A 20,090-nucleotide genomic window follows, 5' to 3' on the forward strand; every position below is an offset into this window, starting at 1 on the left:
ATGAAACCTCAACTTCCTTAGCTCGGCGGCTTATACAGGTGTAGTGCGGGCAAACAAGCGGGATGTTAGCCAGCTTAAATACAGAGTCTAGAAAACCTTGTAGCGCTCTCAATGGCATAGAGAAAATGCGTTTCACCATCAGTGCGGTAGTAATGGCTAAGTCGCTGAATCGGCGAGGTCTACCACGCTTGCCTTGTTTGTTTTGTTTCCACTCAGCTATCGTTTCCTCATCAATCCAAAAGGTCAGAGAACCACGGTTGATTAAGGCTTTGTTGTACTGCTTCCAGTTAGTTGTTTTGTAACGAGGTTTAGGCATGAGGCTACGACGATTGATGGGGGTAGCCGATCAGATCGTAGCTTCTAGATTTAGTTCCATCGATTTAAGCAACAAAGCCCCATAAATACAAACAGGGCAGTACCGATTAAGGTACTGCCCTCTTATTTATAGCGACAAAATACTTAGAACAACAGAAAAGCTATCGCAAAACAAAGTTACGAATGCCTATTATTTTAGATTCTGCATCGCCCACTGCATGAATTCTTGTTGCTCTTGACGGCTTAGATCACTGAATGACTCTTTCAATGTCTTAGTGACAGCCGGAGACGCCGCGATGCTTGCTTTCGTCGATTGCGTGTTCATTGCTTTGTTGTAATCAGCCACTTCACGTTCATAGTCGCGGAACCCTTGTAGGCCGCCTTTGCGAAGTTGAACCATTGAAAACTCAACATCTTTGCCGCTTGCATCTTTCAGCGTCAGTTTCGGATCCATTTCAAATGCTTTGGCTTCTTCAATAGTGCGGAACTTATTGTATGTCAGCGTTAGCTCTGCATCTTTCGGTGCATCGAACTCAAGTAAAAGCGGCTGTGAATCAAACTTACGACGCTTGCCATCTTCAAACACAATTTGACCAACATTCACAGCAAGTTGGTTTGCACCATCTTCAACTTTGATGCTGTTGTTATCAGAGATCCACTCAGGGTAGACGAACTCACTGTTGAGAACGCGAGGAACCAATTCCGCTTGCAGAGTCAGTTGAGCAGCAAATGCAGGCGCAGAAAGGATTGCGCAAAGTCCTAATAGTGTGGTTGTTTTTTTCATCATGGTTTTCTCGTCTTATACCAATTTAGATAAGCCACTGAAACTAACAGGCCGGTCATTCCAATGGCTTATGTGAATAAGTATCAAGACAAAAAGGGCGTTTCCGCCCTTTTAACTGCTTCTATATTAGAAGTAGTATTCAACACCTACAGAGAACTCGTCGTAGTCAGCTGACTTCCAACGTGCTTTAGTGTTATCGTCTAGTTGAGACGCACCGTCACCGAAGTCTAGAGTACGTGCACGAGCGTAAAGTACTGCAGATGGGTCTACGAAGTACATGATCTGTGCAGATAGTACATCATCTGCTGTGTTGTCGATTGTCTTACCGTCACGTTCTAGGTCAAAGTTTGCTGCGTAACCCAGTTTGTACTGCCAGTCACCTGTTGTGTACATCAGACCTGCAGACATTGCATCTTGCTTCTCGTTTACACCGTTGCTTGCGTCAGCTTCCATGTATTTGTATTGAGCGAAGAAAGAGATACCGTTTTCAAACCAACCTTGAACACCTACTAGGTACGTGTTGTTTTCCCAAGTTTGACCTTCACCTTCGATGTTGCGGTTACCTTCGTACGCAGCATCCAATTGTAGTGGACCTAACTTGTAGTGAGCCGCGATGCCGCCCCAGTAATCGTCGCCTTCACCTAGACCAGCTTTGTCACCTGCACCCGCTGCGATATCTAGAGAGAATTTGTCAGCAAACATTGGAGAGTCCCAACGGATTGTGTTTGATTGACGGTCTTGGTACTTAGCACCACCGATCGCACCACCCCAGTCGTAAACATCGCCTAGACCTGGGTTAGATGCTGGCCAGTCAACCAACTCGTACATTGGAGTAAGAACACGACCTAGACGAACTTGACCCCAAGAAGCGCTTTCAAAACCTACGAATGTGTCACGCTCACCAAGGCCTGCACCTTCACCACCGAAGCTTGGGTCTACGTAGCCACCTTCGATTTGCCAAATGAACGTTGGTTCAAAGTTAGCGAATTGCTTTTTACCACGGAAGCCGATACGTGATTCGTTGTTTAGCTGCATGCCGCCCAAATCGTCGTCAGTTGCTTTGCTACCAGAATCGTAATCGCGGTACGCGGCCTGCATCGCGATAATGCCGTAAACTTCGTAAGAGAAAGAGTCTTTAGTTAGGTACTCTTTCGCTGCATCACTGTTTGCACCATCAGCAAAAGCTGAACCACTGAACATCATGCCTGTGATTGCAGTAGCAAGTAGGCTTTTCTTTAGGTAAGACATTTTTAACCCCTATATTTTTAGTTTTTTCCATTTTCAAATTCGCTAACTAGGACATTGCAGGAACTTGAAACAATGTGTGGACGGGGCAAATATGACAAACTTTTTTCGCAGTAAAAAACTTTCCAAACCGCAATCTGAGCAAGTTCAAAATCAGAAGATCAAAAGCAATATAAACCGATAATTAACAACAATTTATAGTGACAAATAAAAATATAAAAACGTCAAAACCACTCAATCTCTCTTTGTTTTTATATAAAAAGCTCAAAAATCGTGAGCGCCCTCACTCAACTTTTAGGCGTTTTAACGGAACTTTATATTCAAAGAGAAAAAACTTTGAGATAACTCGCAACAATCCCTGCACAAAGGCTGTGCAATAACGTCGATTTTGACGAATTTGTTTCGCGTCGAAAAACTTGACCTTCCCCTTGCAGGAAGGTTTATGCTCTGCTCATTACTATTATTGAGGACAAATTATGTATCAGTTCGTTGTACCTATGTCAGGGCTCAACTGCATGGGCTGTGCGAGAAAAGTTGAGAAAGCTTTACATGCCAATCACAGTGTTGAGATCATCAATTTGTCCCCGACCATGGTTGAGGTGAAAACCGAGTCCCCTCTTGCTTCTATTGTTGAATCGATCGAGTCCTTGGGTTATCACGCTGGTCACCAATATCAGTTTCACCTAGCTGGATTAAGCTGCGGCGGCTGCGTTAAGAAACTCTCTTCTTTATTAGAGGAGAATCAAGACGTCATTGCGTTTCAAGCATCGACAACCCAACTCGATATCACGACCCTACTCTCAGAGCAGCAAGTGATCGATCTTGTGGCAACTATTGGCTATACCGCTAGCCTTGATTCTATTGAAGTAGAAGAAGAAGGTTCATCAGAGCCTGAACTGGCAGAAAAGCAAAGCAATATTAAAGATGCACAGGTGCCACCAGCGAGCATTCAATTGCAAATGCTGATTCAAGGCATGACGTGTGCGAGTTGCGTCTCTTCAGTAGAGAAAGCACTTACTAACGTAGAAGGCATTGAGAAAGCACAAGTAAACCTTGCTGAGCAAAGTGCATTAGTGTTCGCCACTCAAGATACAGAAACCCTTCACCAAGCGATCGTTGAATCCGTAAAGCAAGCCGGTTACCAAGCAGAGATCTTGCAAGACGCAGCAACCCAACAAGAAAAGCAAGCGGCTCAACAACTTGCCCAACAAAAACGCTTCAAGCTAGATGCCATTGCTGGCTTAGTTGTCGGTGCGCCACTGATGTTGTGGGGAGTGTTTGGCGGCAACATGGTGATTCGCAATACGAACGACCAGTTGGCTTGGGGCGCGATTGGTATTCTGTGTCTCTTACTGCTTGCAACCGCGGGTAAGCACTTCTTTACTAACGCATGGTTAGCAGCCACTCACAAACGCGCCACCATGGATACGTTAGTCGCGCTAGGTACTGGTGCGGCGTGGTTCTATTCAATGCTTGTGGTGATTTTCCCAGACTGGTTCCCTCTTGCTTCACGCCACGTGTACTTTGAAGCGAGCGCAATGATCATCGGCTTAATTTCTCTTGGTCACTATATAGAGGCAAAAGCCAAAGCCAACACAACACGCTCACTGCAGGCTCTGATTAACCTACAACCTCAACAAGCAACAGCGATTACAGAACAAGGTGATCAACAGATCGCAGTTGAGCAAATCGCGCTAGGCATGAAACTGCGCATCAAACCGGGCGAGAAAGTGCCAGTAGATGGCGTTGTGATACAGGGTGAATCGTACATTGATGAGTCGATGCTAACCGGTGAACCCGTACCAGTGTTAAAAGCGCAAGATGCGCAAGTGTCTGCCGGTACATTAAATACCGATGGTGGATTAATCATTGAAGCAACGGGCATCGGCGCGAACACCATGTTGGCTCGAATCATTCGCATGGTACGCACGGCGCAAAGTAGTAAGCCTGCCATTGCAAAATTAGCAGACCAGATTTCATCGGTATTTGTTCCGGTCGTGGTCGGTATCGCAATCCTTGCCGCTTTGGTTTGGTTTGCTGTAGGTCCAGAACCTAAAGCCAGCTACATGCTTGTGGTAACGACTACCGTGCTGATCATCGCCTGCCCTTGTGCGCTAGGCTTAGCAACACCATTGTCGGTCACCGTTGGTGTCGGTAAAGCTGCAGAGCTCGGCATTCTGATCAAAGACGCTGACGCACTACAGTTGGCGAGCAAAATCGACACGGTCGTATTCGATAAAACTGGCACGCTTACTCAAGGTAAACCGAGTGTGCAGCAAGTATTTACTCACGCCACCAGCCAAGAGCACATGTTGGCTCTTGCATACGCGGCAGAGCGTCAATCTGAGCACCCGTTGGCAAAAGCCGTATGTGATTACGCGAGAAAGAACAATACTGAAAGTGTTGAGTTGAGCGCATTCGAGAACATTCGTGGCCGTGGCATCACCGCGACTTACCAAGCACAACCGCTACTCATTGGCTCATTGCAATTTATGCAAACCGAGCAGATTGATACCAGCTCAATGAAGCAAGCAATTGAAGATTGTGCAAACAACGCTTGGACACCAGTGGCTGTGGCTCTGAACAACGAACTGATTGGTTTAATTGCCATCGCTGACCCGATTAAATCTGATGCCAAACAAGCGGTGTCTGCATTAAAATCGCAGGGCATAAAAACCGTCATGCTCACAGGCGACAACCAACACGTTGCCAATGCTATCGGTAAAGAGCTTGGCATTGATGAAGTCATCGCTCAAGTGATGCCCGACGAGAAAGCACAACATATTGAACTGCTGCAATCTCAAGGCCGCACAGTTGCGATGATCGGTGATGGCATCAATGACGCGCCAGCCCTTGCACTAGCTGATCTTGGTGTCGCAATGGGAAGTGGCAGTGACGTGGCAATCGAAAGCTCACAAATGACCATTCTCAATACATCACCAATGGCCGTTGTGCATGCGATTGAACTCTCTCGCGCAACACTTAAGAACATGAAACAAAACTTGTTCGGCGCCTTTGTTTATAACTCGTTGGGTATCCCTATCGCCGCAGGCGTACTTTACCCAGCGTTTGGATTTTTGCTCAGTCCTGTCGTTGCTGGTGCAGCGATGGCACTGTCTTCAATCACGGTCGTCAGTAATGCAAATCGACTACGACTGTTTACCATTAAGTAAGCGACACTTCTTCTCGAGGATATTATGAAGTTGAAACTATTGACCTTTACAATGCTTGCTGTCACATCGGCGAACGTATTAGCCGCTGATGTCATCAACCACAAATCGCCATACTGTGGCTGCTGTGGCGAATGGACAAAACACATGGAAGAGAACGGCTTTACTGTGGAAGAAAAGCTGCATGATGACATGAATGCGATCAAACGCGATTTGGGCATCAAGAACGAACAGCTTTACTCTTGCCACACCGCAGAGATCGATGGCTACGTATTTGAAGGTCATATTCCTGCAGACGACATTAAAGCGTTTTTGGAAAACCCACCTCGAAATGCAAAAGGCCTGACTGTACCGGGCATGCCAATGGGCTCACCGGGCATGGAGTACGGTGATAAGAAAGACAGCTACGCTGTATACGCCTACAACGAGAAAGGTCAGGTTTACGAATACCGCTACCACAAAGGTAACGACCAATAAAAACAAAGCCCAGCGATTCAAACCGCTGGGCTTTTTCTTAATGGACAGTTAAGACAAACTTTTTAATTAGAAGCCGTAAGACGCACCGAACACGAACGCGTTGTTCACTAGGCTGTCACCCGCTGAGTTTTCTGCACCGTGAGCTTGGCTACGGAACTCAAAGTATGGCTGTACGCCTTTACGAGTCCATGTTGCACGCAACTCGTGGTCCATGGTCTCTGCTTCAATCATGTAAACGTTGTTGTAGCTGAAGGTCACGTCTTCATTCATCGCGTAACCAATGCGGTTATCCATGCGGTAATCTGTATCAGCATCAGCGTCTGTCGCATCAATGTGTGCACGAGTACGGTTGCTTAGCGAGATACCGTTATCGAAGTTGTAACCGATTTTAACCAAAGGACGGTATTGGATGCTCTCACCCGCAGAGAATAGGTGTTGGTAACCTGCTGCAACCCATAGGTGATCAGTGATGTTAAATGCTTGCTCACCACCCACAGTGATTGCTGGAGTTGTGTTACCTGCGCCGCCGTTTTCAGTTTCTAGTTTACCTAGTTGAATGCCGTCAAACTCAGTGTAAACCGTGAAGCCGCCGAATTGGTTATCGAAAGTGTGGCCTGCTTCTAGCGTTGATGTCATGTCCGAACCGTGGATTCGGCCATCATCGTGGAATTGGATGTTACCCGTTACGTAAGATGAGCCTGCGAAAGCGCTTGATGCGAAAACAAGAGAAAGTGCACTTAGTGCAAAAACGTTTTTCATAATTACTGCCTTTATTTGTTCACGTTATGCGATGAGATGTCCGGCTATCACTTGCCCTTCATCGCAAACATTGGGATGTGCCTCCCTGGCGACAGCAATACTGCGCAATTTAATTCGCATTGAAAAATAAATCGTTTAAAACAGTGATCCAATTCAAATCGACATTTTCGAAATCCAAGAATGTTTATTAAATACAATACCTTGCTATAAAACCTAAAAATTCGTCAAAAAAATAAAGTGTGAACTCAGGCTAGTTACACTCTCAAATCAAGCACTAAACAAGCATCAAGATCACACTATTCTTTTCTTTCTAAATTACGAACTTAATTATCAGTAAAAAATAATCAGACATTGATCACGCTTATTTTCCGTAGAAAAATAAACAAAGCCCCCAACATAAGTTGAGGGCTTTGAGTAAGGAACAATGATTTTAGTGAATGATTAGCAGAATTACTTCACGCTAGTCACGCGGCTTGTCTTCTCGCCTGTTGCAGATACAGAGCGAATAAACACTTCACCTTTCACATTTGGACGAGCATTGTCTGCGTAAGTTAGCCAGTTCTTGCCGTCTAGAGAGTATTGAAGCTTCACACCTGGGAACTGAACGTTCATTGCTAGCTTGCCATCTTCTACTTTCGCACCTGGTACAGGTAGGCGGTAGTCGATACCTGATTTCTCTAGCTTAGCCAGTTCACGTTGACCAAGAACGTTCGCAAAGCGGTTGTAGTCTTGGTTTAGCGCAGCTTTGTCTACTAGGTTAGAGTTTTGCGAGTATTCAACACCCACTTTGTAGTCGTTTTCCCAATCAGCACGGTGCCATGCACGCTCAGCGGCTGCTAGTACGCGAGGGAATACCATGTACTCGTATTGCTCGTCGTTACGTACTGTCTCAGACCAAAGCTGTGCTGATAGACCGTAGAAAGGTTTCGCTTCGATTTCACCTTTACCAGTGAAGCCATTGCCATCACGGTCTACTGAGGTTTCTGCGTTCTGAGGCATGTTCTCTGGTGCAAAACCAAACATCTTACGAGTATCTGTTGCACGTGTTGCCCAGTAGTAACCACGCTCTTTCGGGTCAACTTCGTATGGCATGTCCATGTACACGTAGTCTGGGTTAGAAACGATCACGTCGTAACCTTTCTTAGACCACTCGTACACTGATGATGTGCCACCCCAGTAAAGAACGTCCCAGAAGTTAACACGTGTGTTTTCTGTTGCGAACGCTTTCTCACCTTCACTGTATTTAAGACCATCTTGCCAAGCTTGGAAATTTGGAATGCCCTTCTCTGCCACAATCTTAGACACTTCTTCTGCAAAGTGACTTGGTAGATGAGCAAAGTCGCTTACCGTACCGTCTGCAATTAGCGTCTGACATTGTGGAGATTGTGCGAACGGCTTGTCTTGTTTAGACAGGTCAATCGTACCTTTCCAGCTTACTTTGTCTTCAGCGTTCACATCTTGGAAACCAGCGCCTAGCTTGATGTTCTTCGCTTCGTCACCACCAAAGTGCCATGTTGTTAGCGGCGTTCCTGCTTCTTGGTGCATTGCTGCTACTTCTGAAATCACTTTATCAACAAAGCGAGTTGAAGATTCCATACATGGGTTGATGAAGCTTTGCTTGTTGTAGAACTGAACCGTCGTTACGTTTGATGTATCTTGAGGATCCATCAGGCGGAACTCGTTCGCTTCTGCTTCTTTACCTTCTTCCATTAGGCGGTCGTAACGTGCTTCCATTGATACCACTGCTGCACGAGCGTGCGCTGGCATATCGATTTCAGGAATCACTTCGATGTTACGCGCTTTCGCGTACTTCAAGATGTCCACGTAGTCTGCTTTGCTGAAGAAGCCAGAACCAAAGTTGTCTGTCGTTGCACCTGAGCCAAGCTGAGGCAGTAAACAGCTTTTCTCTTCCAAATCGAAACAACGGTTAGCACCCACTTCAGTCAGCTCAGGCAGACCCGGGATTTCTAAACGCCAGCCTTCATCATCCGTTAGATGAAGGTGTAGTTTGTTCATCTTGTACGCTGCCATTTGGTCAAGCGTTGCAAGAATTGCGTCTTTAGAGTGGAAGTTACGAGCCACGTCCACCATCACACCACGGTAATCAAAACGCGGCGCATCTTTAATAGACAGTTGTGGTAGAGAATCAGCATTTTGGCTATCTACCAGGCCAAAGATAGATTGTACTGCGTAGAAAGCACCTGCTTGGTCAAACGCTTTAATCGCAATACCGTCGCCTTTGATGCTCATTTCGTAAGCACCAGATTTTGCTAATTCACCGGTGAAGTCTGCAGGAACAACAGTGATGCTTACAGGAAGATCACCACGAACATCCACACCTACCACTTCTGCACGATCTTGAATTGCTGCGTATTGAGTCGCATCGAATGCGTCTTTAGGCAGCGCGATACCCGCCGCGATATCTACCGTACCTTTACCTGCTTCAACAGACATTGGCGTTGGTAGTAACGTGGTTGATACGTCTTGTTTTGCTAGGTCTTCGTTCTTCTCGAAACGAGACACAGCGTTTGCAAATACGTTGTTGTCATCTGGCGTACGTTTTAGGTTGTTACCCTCAAGGCCAGTCACGAAAGATGCAACGTCTTCTGTGTTAAGAGAAGCGATCATCTTAGGCTCTGCATTTGGTGCAGCAACGAAGGCGCCTGGCATGAAGTCAGTTTCAAATAGCTGCCAGTATTCAGCAACAAGAGGAAGCACAACCTCTTCACCCGCAGCAAAACCATCAAACTTATCTGTTGGTTCTAGTTTGTGTAGGTCACCCGTTACGCGAGAGATTTTGAACTGCTCGTTTTCAACATCCAAAATCAGACGAATGCTGTGGAAGTAAATAGCCCAATCTTTAGAGTCAACCGCTTCACCTTGGTTAACTAGCGTCATGTTTACTTTGTTACAAGACGCCCACTCAGCACCCATGTCTTGACATGCAAGACCTTCATTTGCGCCGTGGTTAGTCAACACTTCATATTGAATATCAAGGTTGTCAGCCAATGAGTTTACAACTTGTTGCTCAGAGTTTTGTAGTGAAGAGCAACCTGCCAATGTAGCGATAACAGAAGCAGCAATCAGACTATGTTTCAACATCTTACTTTCCCCAAAAAGTCAGTGGTTCAAAACGACATTTATCAAAAATGGTGAGCACCTAAATGCGAGGCGCTTAACAGTTGCATTCAACATACAAGCAGTTATTTCTAAGCGTAAAATTAATGGAACTAAGAAGTGATCCAGCTCAAATTCAGCTTCAAGCAGAAAAATATAAACATATTAATTTCAATCACTTAGTCAAAACGTTAAAAACGACCAACTTTTTTTGACGAGTTTGTTGCGATCTCAATCACGAATATTGATGGGGTTCGACTGGTTTTATAGGATTTTGATCACTATTGGTTATTAAGTGAACCATTAACAACAAACTCAATTGAAACGCTTTCGTGAATTAGCTCTCATTTCTCCGCCGTTAAAACTCGTCAATATTTTTAAAAATGACGATTTTGCCGAACCGTGTTATAGATAAGATGCATATTGAATTCGAGGAGCAAAATATGTTTCGACTCTTGTCCGTAATGTCATCTCTGATCGTCTTTTTTACTTCTTATTCAGTTCAAGCCGAGCCACAGCATTGGCTAGCAAAGAAAGGCGATATGGAATACATGATTATTGGCTCCGTCCATGTCGGTGACAAAACCATGTACCCATTGCCAAAAGCCGTCACCCAGTTCCTCAAAAACAGTGATGGCTTAATCATCGAAGCCGATGTTCGAAATACTGAAGGCGTGACCTACCCAAAAACTGCATTTCTGGCCAAAGATGTTTTAGATAGAACCCAGCGCAAACATCTTGCTGAGATAGCCAATGACTTAGGCCTACAAGAAGCACAGTTACTCAATGCGCCGCCATGGTCTGCGGCTTTAACCATTCAATTGATGTTGGTAAACAAACTGGGTTATGCATCCGACCAAGGTGTCGACATGCACTTGATTAACCTAGCCGATAAAAAGCAAGTGCCGGTGCTGCCTTTGGAAAGTGTGCAGTTTCAATTGGATTTGATCGCAGGACAAAAAGATGGTGGTAAAGAACTACTGCTTTCTTCGATTGAAGAATACGATGGTGGTGAAAAACTGGTGCAATGCTTGATCGACAGCTGGAAGAGCGGTGACGGCAGCACATTAGAAGAAGCATCCATGAGCGAACAATCGAGCGATGAGTTCAACGAGGCTTTCTTGTATGACCGTAACCGAGATTGGGCTGAAAAATTAGATTCTGGCAGCGTGTTACCGAAGAAGTCAGGCCAATACACAATTGTTGTTGGCAGCTTGCACTTGGTCGGTAAAGACAACCTGATTGAACTGCTCGAAAAACGCGGCTTTACGATTGAACCACTTGGCAATACACGTAAGGCAGACTGCGATATCTAATCAATAGCTTTTTTAGATAGCCGGGATTAGGGATTCGCGGGATTAGGGATTCGATTGGACTGGCATTCCAGACCCCGACCCTCTGGTTCCAAACAAATATCACCAAATACGAAAAAGGCTCTACATTTCTGTAGAGCCTTTTTCTTAATATGGTCGGTGAAGAGGGATTCGAACCCCCGACCCTCTGGTCCCAAACCAGATGCGCTACCAAGCTGCGCTATTCACCGAGATGTTTAACTGAGGACTTATCCCCGTCAACGGATGCGTATATTACGGATTCTTTAGAGAGACGCAAGCGATTTTTACAAAAAAACCTAATGTCTTAATTCGATTGACGATTTACTGAACACTAGCACGTGAAATGTGACTAAGAACCCACAATAAAATACAGATTATTAACCTTGGCAACATAATTGATCCAGATCAGTGTGCAAAAAAACACCACCCATTAACGTTATCCATGTCGGGAACATCTTGGAGGAAACATATGGACTTTTGGCTTGAACTCCTATTTGGTAATGCGGTGGGACTATCGTCAATGATAGTAATCTTTGGGACAATTGGACTGATGTTGTTTTTCAGCGGTTTCTTCATTTACAAGATCATGAACGACAAATCTCCTCACTAGATCTCGCTTAGCTCTAGAAACGCTTTGCACCGGAGTTGGTAACCTGCCTGCTCCGGTTTTTTATTTGATCCCAGTACACCACTCGTTGATATAATCTAACTATTCCTACCCTGTTCTTTATGAGATTGCCGTTATGTCTCAAGACAACGATTTTGATCTGTTCCAACAGATGATGGGCGATGTAAAACCTATCGACCAAGACACTGCCGAGCATAAAAAAGTGCACCAAGTGACGGATGCTCAACTGGCGAAACGCGAAGCTGCAATTTGGCTTACGGAAGATGATCCAGAATACTTATCGATTGACCATGCAGAAATGCTCAAACCCGATGACTTTATCGAGTTCAAACGCGATGGTGTACAAGATGGCGTATACCGCAAGCTGCGCCTTGGTAAGTACCCGATTCAAGCTCGACTTGATCTGCACCGCAAAACGCTAAAAGAAGCGCGCGACGAAGTCGTTAAATTCCTCAAGCAATGTATTGAGATGGACATCCGAACGGTCGTCATCGTGCATGGCCGTGGCGAACGTTCAAATCCACCAGCATTAATGAAGAGTTTTGTCGCGAGTTGGCTGCAACAAATTCGTGAAGTGCAATGTGTTCACAGTGCACAACGATTCCATGGTGGCAGTGGTGCCGTGTACGTTCTATTAAGAAAGAGTGCTGAAAAGAAAATGGAGACCCGTGAACGTCATCAAAAACGTTTAGGCTAACCGGATTCTCGGTGCTAGAATGCCCGACCTTATCTCACCTTGCTGCTTTAATTAGCAGCAGGTACTTCTATTAACCGCCGTTGTGAAACGTTAGGAGACTTACATGTCACAAGACAACGCAAAACGCTTAAACAAATACATCAGCGAAACGGGCTTCTGCTCGCGTCGTGAAGCAGACCGTCTTATTGAGCAAGGCCGTGTCACGATTAATGGTCAACAACCAGAGATGGGCACAAAAGTACTGCCAGGCGATGATGTGTGCGTAGATGGCAATCCTGTTGCAGCGAAAGAAAAACCAATTTACATCGCGTTGAACAAACCAACTGGTATCACTTGTACTACTGAGCGTGATATTCCGGGCAACATCGTTGATTTCATCGGTCACAAAAAACGTATCTTCCCTATCGGCCGTCTGGATAAACCTTCCGATGGTTTGATCTTTCTAACCAACGATGGCGACATCGTAAACAAGATCCTACGTGCTGGTAACAACCACGAGAAAGAATACGTAGTGCGTGTTGATAAGCCAATCACAGGTGAATTCCTTAAGCAGATGTCGAGCGGTGTGAAGATCCTTGATACAGTAACTCTGCCTTGTAAAGTAGAGAAAGAAACCAAATTCTCTTTCCGTATCGTACTGACTCAAGGTTTGAACCGTCAGATCCGTCGTATGTGTGAAGCGCTAGGCTATGAAGTATTCAAGCTGCGTCGCGTACGTATTATGAACATCTCACTTGATGGCATTCCTAACGGTAAATGGCGTTACCTAAGTGACGACGAAGTGGCAGAGATCCTAGCAATGTGTGAAGGCTCTGTGGGAACAGAAGAAGCATCAAAAACAGATTCTAGAGGCCGCAACATTCGTAAAGCGACCGACGCAAAACTGTTTGATAGCCGTGAAGAGAACCAAGATTCTACTGCTCGTCGCAACCAGAAAACACGTACTTTCCGTGGCAACAACGCAGATGAATTCCGTCATGCACCGAACTCGAAGAAAGGCCAACAGCGTCGTCAGCGTGATGATGAAGGCGGACGTCCAACAAAAGAGCATTACAAAGCGAAACCACAAGGTGAACGCAGCAGACCACAAGGCGAGCATGGTAAATCGCACCGTAAGCCAGATGCATCGAGCAATACGCACTCAGCAAACAAACCTCAATCACCGAGTAAGCCTAAGCAGCATTACATGAATCCAAATGCCGCGAAGCCAAGCAAACCAGCTAAACGCACTGGTGGTACATTGAGTCTGAAGAAATAACGCTTCACTGACTGGCAAGATCAAAAAGGACGCTCATGGGCGTCCTTTTTATTGTATAGAGAAAACCCCCAGCTAGGCTGGGGGTTCCGTAAAGCTTACAGCTATAAGTCAGTTATATAACCCCTTTCAATTTGATAAAAACGTCTTGTGGTCTGGCAACTGCAAGAGTTAATTAAGAATTGAAAGGGGGTCCCAATGGGGGACGAAAAGAGCTTAGCGCATACGCGATGGAACTGTAAATATCATGTGGTCTTTGCACCTAAGTACCGAAGGCAGGTGTTCTATGGTGAGAAACGAAGGGCAGTAGGCGAGATACTTAGAAAACTATGTGAATGGAAGAACGTGAATATTATTGAAGCGGAATGCTGCGCAGATCATATTCATATGCTTTTAGAGATACCACCGAAGATGAGTGTTTCCTCGTTTATGGGGTATTTGAAAGGAAAAAGTAGCCTGATGCTCTATGAGCGATTTGGAGATTTGAAGTTTAAGTACAGGAATCGAGAATTTTGGTGTCGAGGGTATTATGTCGATACGGTAGGAAAAAACACCGGCAAGATACAAAGTTACATAAAGCACCAACTAGAGCAGGATAAAATGGGAGAACAATTGTCGATCCCGTATTCAGGTAGCCCGTTTACGGGTCGCAGGAAATAGTCATATGCAAATGTCAGATCACTACGCGCCTGCTAGGGCGCTGCCAGTAGGAGAGCCTTATAGGCGCATATGAAAAACCACCGGCTATGCCGGTGGATAATTTTTTTTGTCATGTATTTAGAGGCAAAGAGGGGCAAACTGACCACGAGTTAAGCTCAATAAATCTTTCGGTGCTAACTCGATTTCTAAACCACGTTTACCTGCACTCACACAGATTGTGTCTTGCTCTGTTGCGCTTTCGTGCAAAAAAGTCGGTAGTGCTTTCTTCTGCCCCAGTGGGCTAATCCCACCAACAACATACCCTGTGGTCTTTTGCGCGATTTCCGGATCGGCCATATCAGCCTTTTTGCCCTTCGCTGCTTTCGCCGCCAGTTTTAGGTTCAGCTTTTGATCAACAGGGATAATCGCAACTGCAAGGTTCTTTGGCTCGCCATTCAAGCAGAACAACAAGGTTTTGAATACTTTCTTTGGATCTTGTCCCAATACCTCAGCCGCTTCTAGTCCATAGCTGTCTGCTCTTGGATCGTGCTCGTATTGGTGAATGGTGTGTGTAACTTTTTTCTTTTTCGCAAGATTAATGGCCGGAGTCATCAAGATTCTCCTTATAAAACAAAAAACGCTGCACCTAGTGAGGGGCAGCGCTTTAAGTTAATGGTATCAGCGACTTTGAGTCAATCGCTTTTTACTTGTAAACGATGTCACCAGAAGGCGCGTACTCATTTACATCAATTGGACTGTGTGACTCCAAGAACTCTTTCAGTACCTCAGCATCCGTAAAGCCCGTGTTGACGTAACCCGGATGAGTATTTACTTTCGGGTAACCATCACCACCTGACGCATTGTAGCTTGGTACGGTAAAGCGGTATTGACCATCTAGGCGAAGTTGTTTTTCACCGATGAAAACATTCGATACTTTGCCATTTTCAACTGTCATGGTAATGCCAGCAAACTGAGCGTAAGCGCCAGAATCAACGGGTTTGGTCGCAACGACGTTTAAGTAATCAAGCACTTCTTTACCCGACATATCGACGTAAGACACCATGTTGCCAAATGGCTGAACCGTCAGCACGTCTTTGTAAGTGATGTCGCCCGCTTCAATCGAATCACGTACACCGCCTGAGTTCATCACAGCAAAATCCGCTTTAGCGCGCTCCATGTGAGCTGTTGCAATCAAACGACCAAGGTTAGTTTGTTGGAAACGAACGACGTTGCGGTCACCTTCCAGCTTTCCGTTAGATTCGGCAATTTTCACATTCAACTGACCCTGACCTTTTTCTTGGTAAGGGCGAAGGAAATCCAACATTGCTGAGTCTTGTGCGATTTCATCTTGAACCAAGACACGTTGAGACTCACCGTTCACTTTGATTTTCTTCTTCAAGTTAACCGGAATCAGATCGTAGCTCACCATCGACAATTCGCCGTTGCGGAACTCGTAATCAGCACGACCAACGTACTTACCCCACTCGTACGCTTGCACAATGTAAGTACCGTTTTGCTCATCTGGCTTACATTCGTCACCCGGCTTAAAGTTCTTCTTAATGACGTTAGGGCCTTCCATACAAACTGGCTCTTGTGAGTGCCCACCCACAATCATGTCCAAATCACCTTCATTTAGGTAGCGAGCCAAGGCAACGTCACCCGGAGCATTCACACCACGGTTGCCGTTTTCGTAGTGACCCATGTGTGTCACTGCGAAGATAAGATCTGGCTTTTCAGTTTGCTTTAGTTCAGCAATCAGCTTTTTCGCTTCTTCTTTCGGGTCGCGGAAATCAACCTCGCTGATGTATTCTGGGTTACCCAGTTTTGCCGTGTCTTCTGTCGTAAGGCCAATCACCGCAATCTTGATGCCTTGCTTGTTGAACATGGCATAAGGTTGGAACAATCGCTCACCGGTTTCTTTGTCGTAAATGTTGGCAGACAGCATCGGGAAGTTTGCCCACTCTTGTTGTTTGAACAACACTTCCAGTGGGTTATCGAATTCGTGGTTACCCAGCGCCATCGCGTCGTAACCAATCTTACTCATGCCTTTGAAGTCAGGCTCAGCATCTTGTAAGTCAGACTCAGGAACACCTGTGTTGATATCACCACCTGATAGTAGAAGCACGCTACCGCCTTCGGCTTGAATCTCTGCACGCAGTTCATCAATCAGCGTCTTACGTGCCGCCATGCCGTACTCACCGTACTTGTTTTGCCAAAAACGACCGTGGTGGTCATTGGTGTGCAGTACGGTCAGTTTGTAAGTTGTGTCTTCATTCCATTCGTGTGCTGGTTGCGTGGCACATCCGGCAAGAGTTGCCAAGATAGCTGCGCTCAAAGCGGTTTTTACAATCAGGCGTTGCTTCATTGTTTTACCTTTTTATCGTCTGGGGTCCACTGCATTACGCGCTCAGCAACCAAGAAACGGAGTTCTTATTGTGCTAAAACGCGCAAACTTGGCGCTAGTGTAAATCACTAAGGTATTGATTTCATGTTTCTGCGACGCACTTTACTCATAGCGAACCAGTTCGCCGCAAATCTAAGCAAATTATAGACATAATCAAAGTGGTGTAAGGAAGCGAGAAAAGGATAGTGAGGCAGAATCAATGTGCCGATACAAAAATGGCCAGCACATAGGCTGACCATTTCATTTAAACATTCACAGCAACCGATTATTTGATATCGATGTCTGCAAAGCTCTTGATTAGATCGTCTAGCGATTTCATTTGCGCTAGGAACGGCTCAAGTTTGTCTAGCGGCAGCGCAGATGGGCCATCACAACGTGCTTGATCTGGGTTCGGGTGCGCTTCAATAAATAGACCTGCAATGCCTGTTGCTAGACCTGCTTTCGCCAGTTCAACCGTTTGTTCACGACGACCGCCAGATGCCGCGCCCGATGGGTCACGCATTTGTAGTGAGTGCGTTACGTCAAAGATGATTGGGCTGCCTTTCGATGCGTTTTTCATCACACCAAAACCAAGCATATCAACCACTAGGTTGTCGTAACCGTGGCAAGAACCGCGCTCACAAAGGATGATGTTTTCGTTACCACACTCTGCAAACTTCTCAACGATGTTACCCACTTGACCAGGGCTCATGAACTGAGGTTTCTTAACGTTGATCACCGCACCTGTTTTTGCCATTGCTTCAACAAGGTCAGTTTGACGAGCAAGGAATGCAGGAAGCTGGATAACGTCAACCACGTCAGCCACTGGTTGAGCTTGTGCTTCAGTGTGAACATCAGTGATGATCTTCACGCCGAACGTGTCTTTCAGTTCTTGGAAGATTTTCATGCCTTCTTCTAGACCTGGGCCACGGTATGAGTGAACAGAACTGCGGTTTGCTTTGTCGAACGACGCCTTAAACACGTATGGGATGCCAAGCTTGTCCGTTACTTTTACGTAGTGCTCACAGATCTGCATAGCAAGATCACGAGACTCAAGAACGTTCATACCTGCAAATAGGGTGAATGGCTTGTCGTTAGCAACTTGAATGTCGCCAATATTAACGATTTTCTGTTCCATTTTGATTCTCTTTTATCTGTCTTCGACATGCCGTTCGAGCATGCCGATAAAATTAGTGAAGCGTAACGTGCTTTTCGCTCATGGCGTTAACTTGTGATTTTAGTAGCTCTGATGCCGGATCGTCTGGGCATTGGTCAATAAAGTACTGAAAATCAGACACCGCTACCTGATGGCAATCCAACTGCTGGAAGATAAAACCACGATCACGAATTTCGTATGGGTCATCAGGTACAAACGTCAACGCAAGATTGGTACAGCGCAGCGCCAATGTGTAACGCTCTTCACGTAACATGGCGCTCTTGATCAACGCCAACCAGCGACCAATTACAGTCGGGTTATCCGCTTCTTCAAAGTGTTCTGGCTTTAATGTAGCCAGCGGACCTTCTTGACCAATCAACCAAGCTTGAAGGATTTTCTCACCGACATACTCACCATTAAATGGGTTAATGTAGTCTGGTGTTTTGTGCATCCAATCCACTTTGATCAAAAACTGAGTCGGGAATGTCACCCCTTTCATCGGGAAACCAAGACGGTTGCCCAAGTAAAGTAAGATGGCACCAAGGCTTACCGGAATGCCTTTTTTGCGCTCCAACACCTTGTCGATAAAGCTGTTGTCAGAGATAAAGTACTCTTGCTCGTCGCCTTTAAAGCCCCACTCATAAAAGAATAAGCGCAGAAACGATTCGAAACGTTGTTCTTCATCCGTCTCGTGAACCAAGATAGCTTCCGCTTCTTTATAAAGGCGTTCTAGTTCCAGTTTTGCCCAATGGACATTGGTGTCTGGGTTGATGGAATGGTTTAGCTCTAACGCGCCTTCCACCAACGCCATGTTGTCAAAATCTTCGTCAAAAAACTCAAGCATGAAGATTACCCAAATAGGTTTGGATTTTTAGATACTGCAATATTGGCGGCCATGACTAACCAGCCCAGAGCGCCAAAGAAGGCAAAAATTCTCAGCAGCTTGTTTTTCGCCATTTTCAGAGCGAAGAAACCAAGAGCGATGTACGCTAGCACACAAGTGATCTTGTTGGTTAGCCAAGGTGCAGCATCCGTAAATGGAATGAAGCCGGTCACCATAATTAGGCCGATACCTGACAACAATAGTGCCGTATCAACAATATGTGGGATAACTTTCAAGAAGCGATTGTTGCGCTTTGGAGAATCCATCATCAACAATACAAATCGGATCGATAGCAGCGTCGCGCTCAATGCGATCGTTACTAAGTGAATGTGTTTTAGAGCTACGTACATTTTCTTTCTCTTTTATAAGTTACTGCTGACTTGCTCGTTATTATTGCGGCTTGTAACAACCGAGCGTCACTCGATCGTTATCACCATAGTCTTTTTCCGTAACGACTTGTTCAAAACCAAAGTGCGTCATGATCTCACGAACGGCTTCGCCCTGATCATAACCATGTTCGAACGCGAGCCATCCACCTTCTTGCAAATATTGACGAGCAAGATCTGAGATATGGCGAATATCCGCGAGACCATTCTCATCGGCAACTAGTGCCGATTTTGGTTCGAAACGCACATCTCCTTGAGAGAGGTGTGGGTCTTTTTCGTCGATGTACGGTGGGTTGGAGACAATTAAAGCAAACTTTGTTCCGCTGGCAATAGGTTCGAACCAACTACCTTGATCAAACGTCACATTTTTGATGTTTAATCGCGAAGCATTGTGCTCAGCCAGCTCTTTCGCCTCTTGCTTAAGATCGATACCCATCACTTGGCGATTTGGCATCTCGGACGCCAATGCTAAAGCTATCGCACCAGTGCCTGTGCCAAGGTCTAAGATCGGTCCCGTTTGTCCGAAAGTCTTATCTAATGCGACTTCAACCAAACGTTCAGTATCTGGTCTTGGGATCAATGTGGATGGCGAGACTTTAAGAGGTAAAGACCAAAACTCACGTTCACCAATGATGTAAGCCACGGGCTCACCAGCGATGCGTCGTGCCAAGAGTGCATCAAATTGAGCTTGTTGCTCGGTTTCTAATGCTCTTTCTGGCCAGGTCAGTAGGTAGGTTCTTGGTTTGCCAAGGACATGGCAAAGAAGGACAGCTGCATCGAGAGAAGGCGACTCTTTGCCGCCTTCTGTCAGAATTGCCGTCGCACTTTTCAGTGCTTGCTCAATAGATTGAACTTGGCTCAT

At 45.6% G+C, this 20,090-nt stretch carries 18 protein-coding genes and 1 tRNA gene; 7 read left to right on the forward strand and 12 right to left on the reverse strand.

The window, feature by feature from the left end; all coding sequences use genetic code 11:
* From ATB78_RS21215 to chiP, 3 genes are all read right to left on the reverse strand, one after another.
* Window positions 1-316 (reverse strand): transposase (locus ATB78_RS21215; RefSeq protein WP_179946996.1); only part of this gene is annotated, 316 nt, incomplete at its 3' end.
* A gap of 189 nt (window positions 317-505) precedes the next feature.
* Window positions 506-1,102, reverse strand: a complete 597-nt coding sequence (locus ATB78_RS21220; RefSeq protein WP_061010410.1) for a DUF2057 domain-containing protein — start codon at window positions 1,100-1,102, stop codon at window positions 506-508.
* A gap of 123 nt (window positions 1,103-1,225) precedes the next feature.
* Window positions 1,226-2,347 carry a chitoporin gene (gene chiP / locus ATB78_RS21225; RefSeq protein WP_005438625.1) on the reverse strand — a complete coding sequence of 374 codons (1,122 nt, stop codon included), beginning with the start codon at window positions 2,345-2,347 and terminating at the stop codon, window positions 1,226-1,228.
* Between the two features lie 473 nt (window positions 2,348-2,820).
* Here chiP and ATB78_RS21230 point away from each other — a divergent pair, with 473 nt between their 5' ends.
* Together ATB78_RS21230 and ATB78_RS21235 are read left to right on the forward strand one after the other, a co-directional pair.
* Entirely contained in the window at window positions 2,821-5,517 is a 2,697-nt protein-coding gene (locus ATB78_RS21230; protein WP_061010412.1) for a heavy metal translocating P-type ATPase, read from the forward strand.
* Between the two features lie 24 nt (window positions 5,518-5,541).
* The gene (locus tag ATB78_RS21235) at window positions 5,542-5,991 is read left to right on the forward strand and encodes a DUF411 domain-containing protein (protein WP_009705665.1); all 450 of its coding nucleotides are present in this window, start codon (window positions 5,542-5,544) and stop codon (window positions 5,989-5,991) included.
* A 66-nt stretch (window positions 5,992-6,057) separates the two neighbouring features.
* Here ATB78_RS21235 and ATB78_RS21240 read toward each other — a convergent pair whose 3' ends face one another.
* Both ATB78_RS21240 and ATB78_RS21245 read right to left on the reverse strand, forming a co-directional pair.
* Complete coding sequence (locus ATB78_RS21240) at window positions 6,058-6,750, reverse strand: oligogalacturonate-specific porin KdgM family protein (RefSeq protein ID WP_005438618.1); 693 nt, start codon at window positions 6,748-6,750, stop codon at window positions 6,058-6,060.
* Between the two features lie 450 nt (window positions 6,751-7,200).
* Complete coding sequence (locus ATB78_RS21245) at window positions 7,201-9,852, reverse strand: beta-N-acetylhexosaminidase (protein ID WP_061010414.1); 2,652 nt, start codon at window positions 9,850-9,852, stop codon at window positions 7,201-7,203.
* 458 nt (window positions 9,853-10,310) lie between these two features.
* On the opposite strand from ATB78_RS21245, the gene ATB78_RS21250 reads away from it, so the two are divergent.
* Window positions 10,311-11,183 carry a TraB/GumN family protein gene (locus tag ATB78_RS21250; protein ID WP_061010416.1) on the forward strand — a complete coding sequence of 291 codons (873 nt, stop codon included), beginning with the start codon at window positions 10,311-10,313 and terminating at the stop codon, window positions 11,181-11,183.
* Window positions 11,184-11,333: 150 nt separating this feature from the next.
* On the opposite strand, the gene ATB78_RS21255 is transcribed toward ATB78_RS21250, so the two are convergent.
* Window positions 11,334-11,410: transfer RNA gene (locus tag ATB78_RS21255), tRNA-Pro, on the reverse strand.
* A gap of 260 nt (window positions 11,411-11,670) precedes the next feature.
* Between ATB78_RS21255 and ATB78_RS28650 the strand changes: the two genes are divergently transcribed.
* The 4 genes from ATB78_RS28650 (at window position 11,671) to tnpA (ending at window position 14,441) form a co-directional block, all read left to right on the forward strand.
* The gene (locus ATB78_RS28650; protein WP_020198127.1) at window positions 11,671-11,811 is read left to right on the forward strand and encodes a DUF3149 domain-containing protein; all 141 of its coding nucleotides are present in this window, start codon (window positions 11,671-11,673) and stop codon (window positions 11,809-11,811) included.
* A gap of 133 nt (window positions 11,812-11,944) precedes the next feature.
* Window positions 11,945-12,526, forward strand: coding sequence for a DNA endonuclease SmrA (smrA, locus tag ATB78_RS21260; RefSeq protein ID WP_038896409.1), 582 nt, complete (start codon window positions 11,945-11,947; stop codon window positions 12,524-12,526).
* Between the two features lie 103 nt (window positions 12,527-12,629).
* Complete coding sequence (gene rluF / locus ATB78_RS21265; protein WP_061010418.1) at window positions 12,630-13,784, forward strand: 23S rRNA pseudouridine(2604) synthase RluF; 1,155 nt, start codon at window positions 12,630-12,632, stop codon at window positions 13,782-13,784.
* A gap of 195 nt (window positions 13,785-13,979) precedes the next feature.
* Window positions 13,980-14,441 (forward strand): IS200/IS605 family transposase, encoded by a 462-nt coding sequence (gene tnpA, locus ATB78_RS21270; protein ID WP_033007073.1) that lies wholly within the window; start codon window positions 13,980-13,982, stop codon window positions 14,439-14,441.
* Window positions 14,442-14,558: 117 nt separating this feature from the next.
* Here tnpA and ybaK read toward each other — a convergent pair whose 3' ends face one another.
* The 6 genes from ybaK to prmC all read right to left on the reverse strand — a co-directional run bounded on the left by ybaK (window position 14,559) and on the right by prmC (window position 20,090).
* Window positions 14,559-15,032, reverse strand: coding sequence for a Cys-tRNA(Pro) deacylase (gene ybaK / locus ATB78_RS21275; protein ID WP_005438610.1), 474 nt, complete (start codon window positions 15,030-15,032; stop codon window positions 14,559-14,561).
* Window positions 15,033-15,123: 91 nt separating this feature from the next.
* A complete protein-coding gene (gene ushA / locus ATB78_RS21280; protein WP_061010420.1) occupies window positions 15,124-16,785 on the reverse strand; it encodes a bifunctional UDP-sugar hydrolase/5'-nucleotidase UshA in 1,662 nt (553 codons plus the stop codon).
* Window positions 16,786-17,089: 304 nt separating this feature from the next.
* Window positions 17,090-17,941, reverse strand: coding sequence for a 3-deoxy-8-phosphooctulonate synthase (gene kdsA / locus ATB78_RS21285; protein ID WP_005438608.1), 852 nt, complete (start codon window positions 17,939-17,941; stop codon window positions 17,090-17,092).
* 52 nt (window positions 17,942-17,993) lie between these two features.
* The gene (locus tag ATB78_RS21290; RefSeq protein ID WP_005438607.1) at window positions 17,994-18,803 is read right to left on the reverse strand and encodes a SirB1 family protein; all 810 of its coding nucleotides are present in this window, start codon (window positions 18,801-18,803) and stop codon (window positions 17,994-17,996) included.
* A 5-nt stretch (window positions 18,804-18,808) separates the two neighbouring features.
* Entirely contained in the window at window positions 18,809-19,192 is a 384-nt protein-coding gene (locus tag ATB78_RS21295) for a SirB2 family protein (RefSeq protein WP_005438606.1), read from the reverse strand.
* A gap of 40 nt (window positions 19,193-19,232) precedes the next feature.
* Window positions 19,233-20,090: a peptide chain release factor N(5)-glutamine methyltransferase gene (prmC, locus tag ATB78_RS21300; RefSeq protein WP_009705660.1), complete on the reverse strand. Its 858-nt coding sequence runs from the start codon at window positions 20,088-20,090 to the stop codon at window positions 19,233-19,235.

It is taken from the genome of Vibrio sp. CUB2 (assembly GCF_001557945.1).
Taxonomy (GTDB): Bacteria; Pseudomonadota; Gammaproteobacteria; order Enterobacterales; family Vibrionaceae; genus Vibrio; species Vibrio owensii.

Bases quoted from the DNA above. Each gene is read 5' to 3' on its own strand.
- ATB78_RS21220 (WP_061010410.1), bottom strand. From the start codon at position 1,102: ATGATGAAAAAAACAACCACACTATTAGGACTTTGCGCAATCCTTTCT.
- chiP (WP_005438625.1), bottom strand. From the start codon at position 2,347: ATGTCTTACCTAAAGAAAAGCCTACTTGCTACTGCAATCACAGGCATG.
- ATB78_RS21230 (WP_061010412.1), top strand. From the start codon at position 2,821: ATGTATCAGTTCGTTGTACCTATGTCAGGGCTCAACTGCATGGGCTGT.
- ATB78_RS21235 (WP_009705665.1), top strand. From the start codon at position 5,542: ATGAAGTTGAAACTATTGACCTTTACAATGCTTGCTGTCACATCGGCG.
- ATB78_RS21240 (WP_005438618.1), bottom strand. From the start codon at position 6,750: ATGAAAAACGTTTTTGCACTAAGTGCACTTTCTCTTGTTTTCGCATCA.
- ATB78_RS21245 (WP_061010414.1), bottom strand. From the start codon at position 9,852: ATGTTGAAACATAGTCTGATTGCTGCTTCTGTTATCGCTACATTGGCA.
- ATB78_RS21250 (WP_061010416.1), top strand. From the start codon at position 10,311: ATGTTTCGACTCTTGTCCGTAATGTCATCTCTGATCGTCTTTTTTACT.
- ATB78_RS28650 (WP_020198127.1), top strand. From the start codon at position 11,671: ATGGACTTTTGGCTTGAACTCCTATTTGGTAATGCGGTGGGACTATCG.
- smrA (WP_038896409.1), top strand. From the start codon at position 11,945: ATGTCTCAAGACAACGATTTTGATCTGTTCCAACAGATGATGGGCGAT.
- rluF (WP_061010418.1), top strand. From the start codon at position 12,630: ATGTCACAAGACAACGCAAAACGCTTAAACAAATACATCAGCGAAACG.
- tnpA (WP_033007073.1), top strand. From the start codon at position 13,980: ATGGGGGACGAAAAGAGCTTAGCGCATACGCGATGGAACTGTAAATAT.
- ybaK (WP_005438610.1), bottom strand. From the start codon at position 15,032: ATGACTCCGGCCATTAATCTTGCGAAAAAGAAAAAAGTTACACACACC.
- ushA (WP_061010420.1), bottom strand. From the start codon at position 16,785: ATGAAGCAACGCCTGATTGTAAAAACCGCTTTGAGCGCAGCTATCTTG.
- kdsA (WP_005438608.1), bottom strand. From the start codon at position 17,941: ATGGAACAGAAAATCGTTAATATTGGCGACATTCAAGTTGCTAACGAC.
- ATB78_RS21290 (WP_005438607.1), bottom strand. From the start codon at position 18,803: ATGCTTGAGTTTTTTGACGAAGATTTTGACAACATGGCGTTGGTGGAA.
- ATB78_RS21295 (WP_005438606.1), bottom strand. From the start codon at position 19,192: ATGTACGTAGCTCTAAAACACATTCACTTAGTAACGATCGCATTGAGC.
- prmC (WP_009705660.1), bottom strand. From the start codon at position 20,090: ATGAGCCAAGTTCAATCTATTGAGCAAGCACTGAAAAGTGCGACGGCA.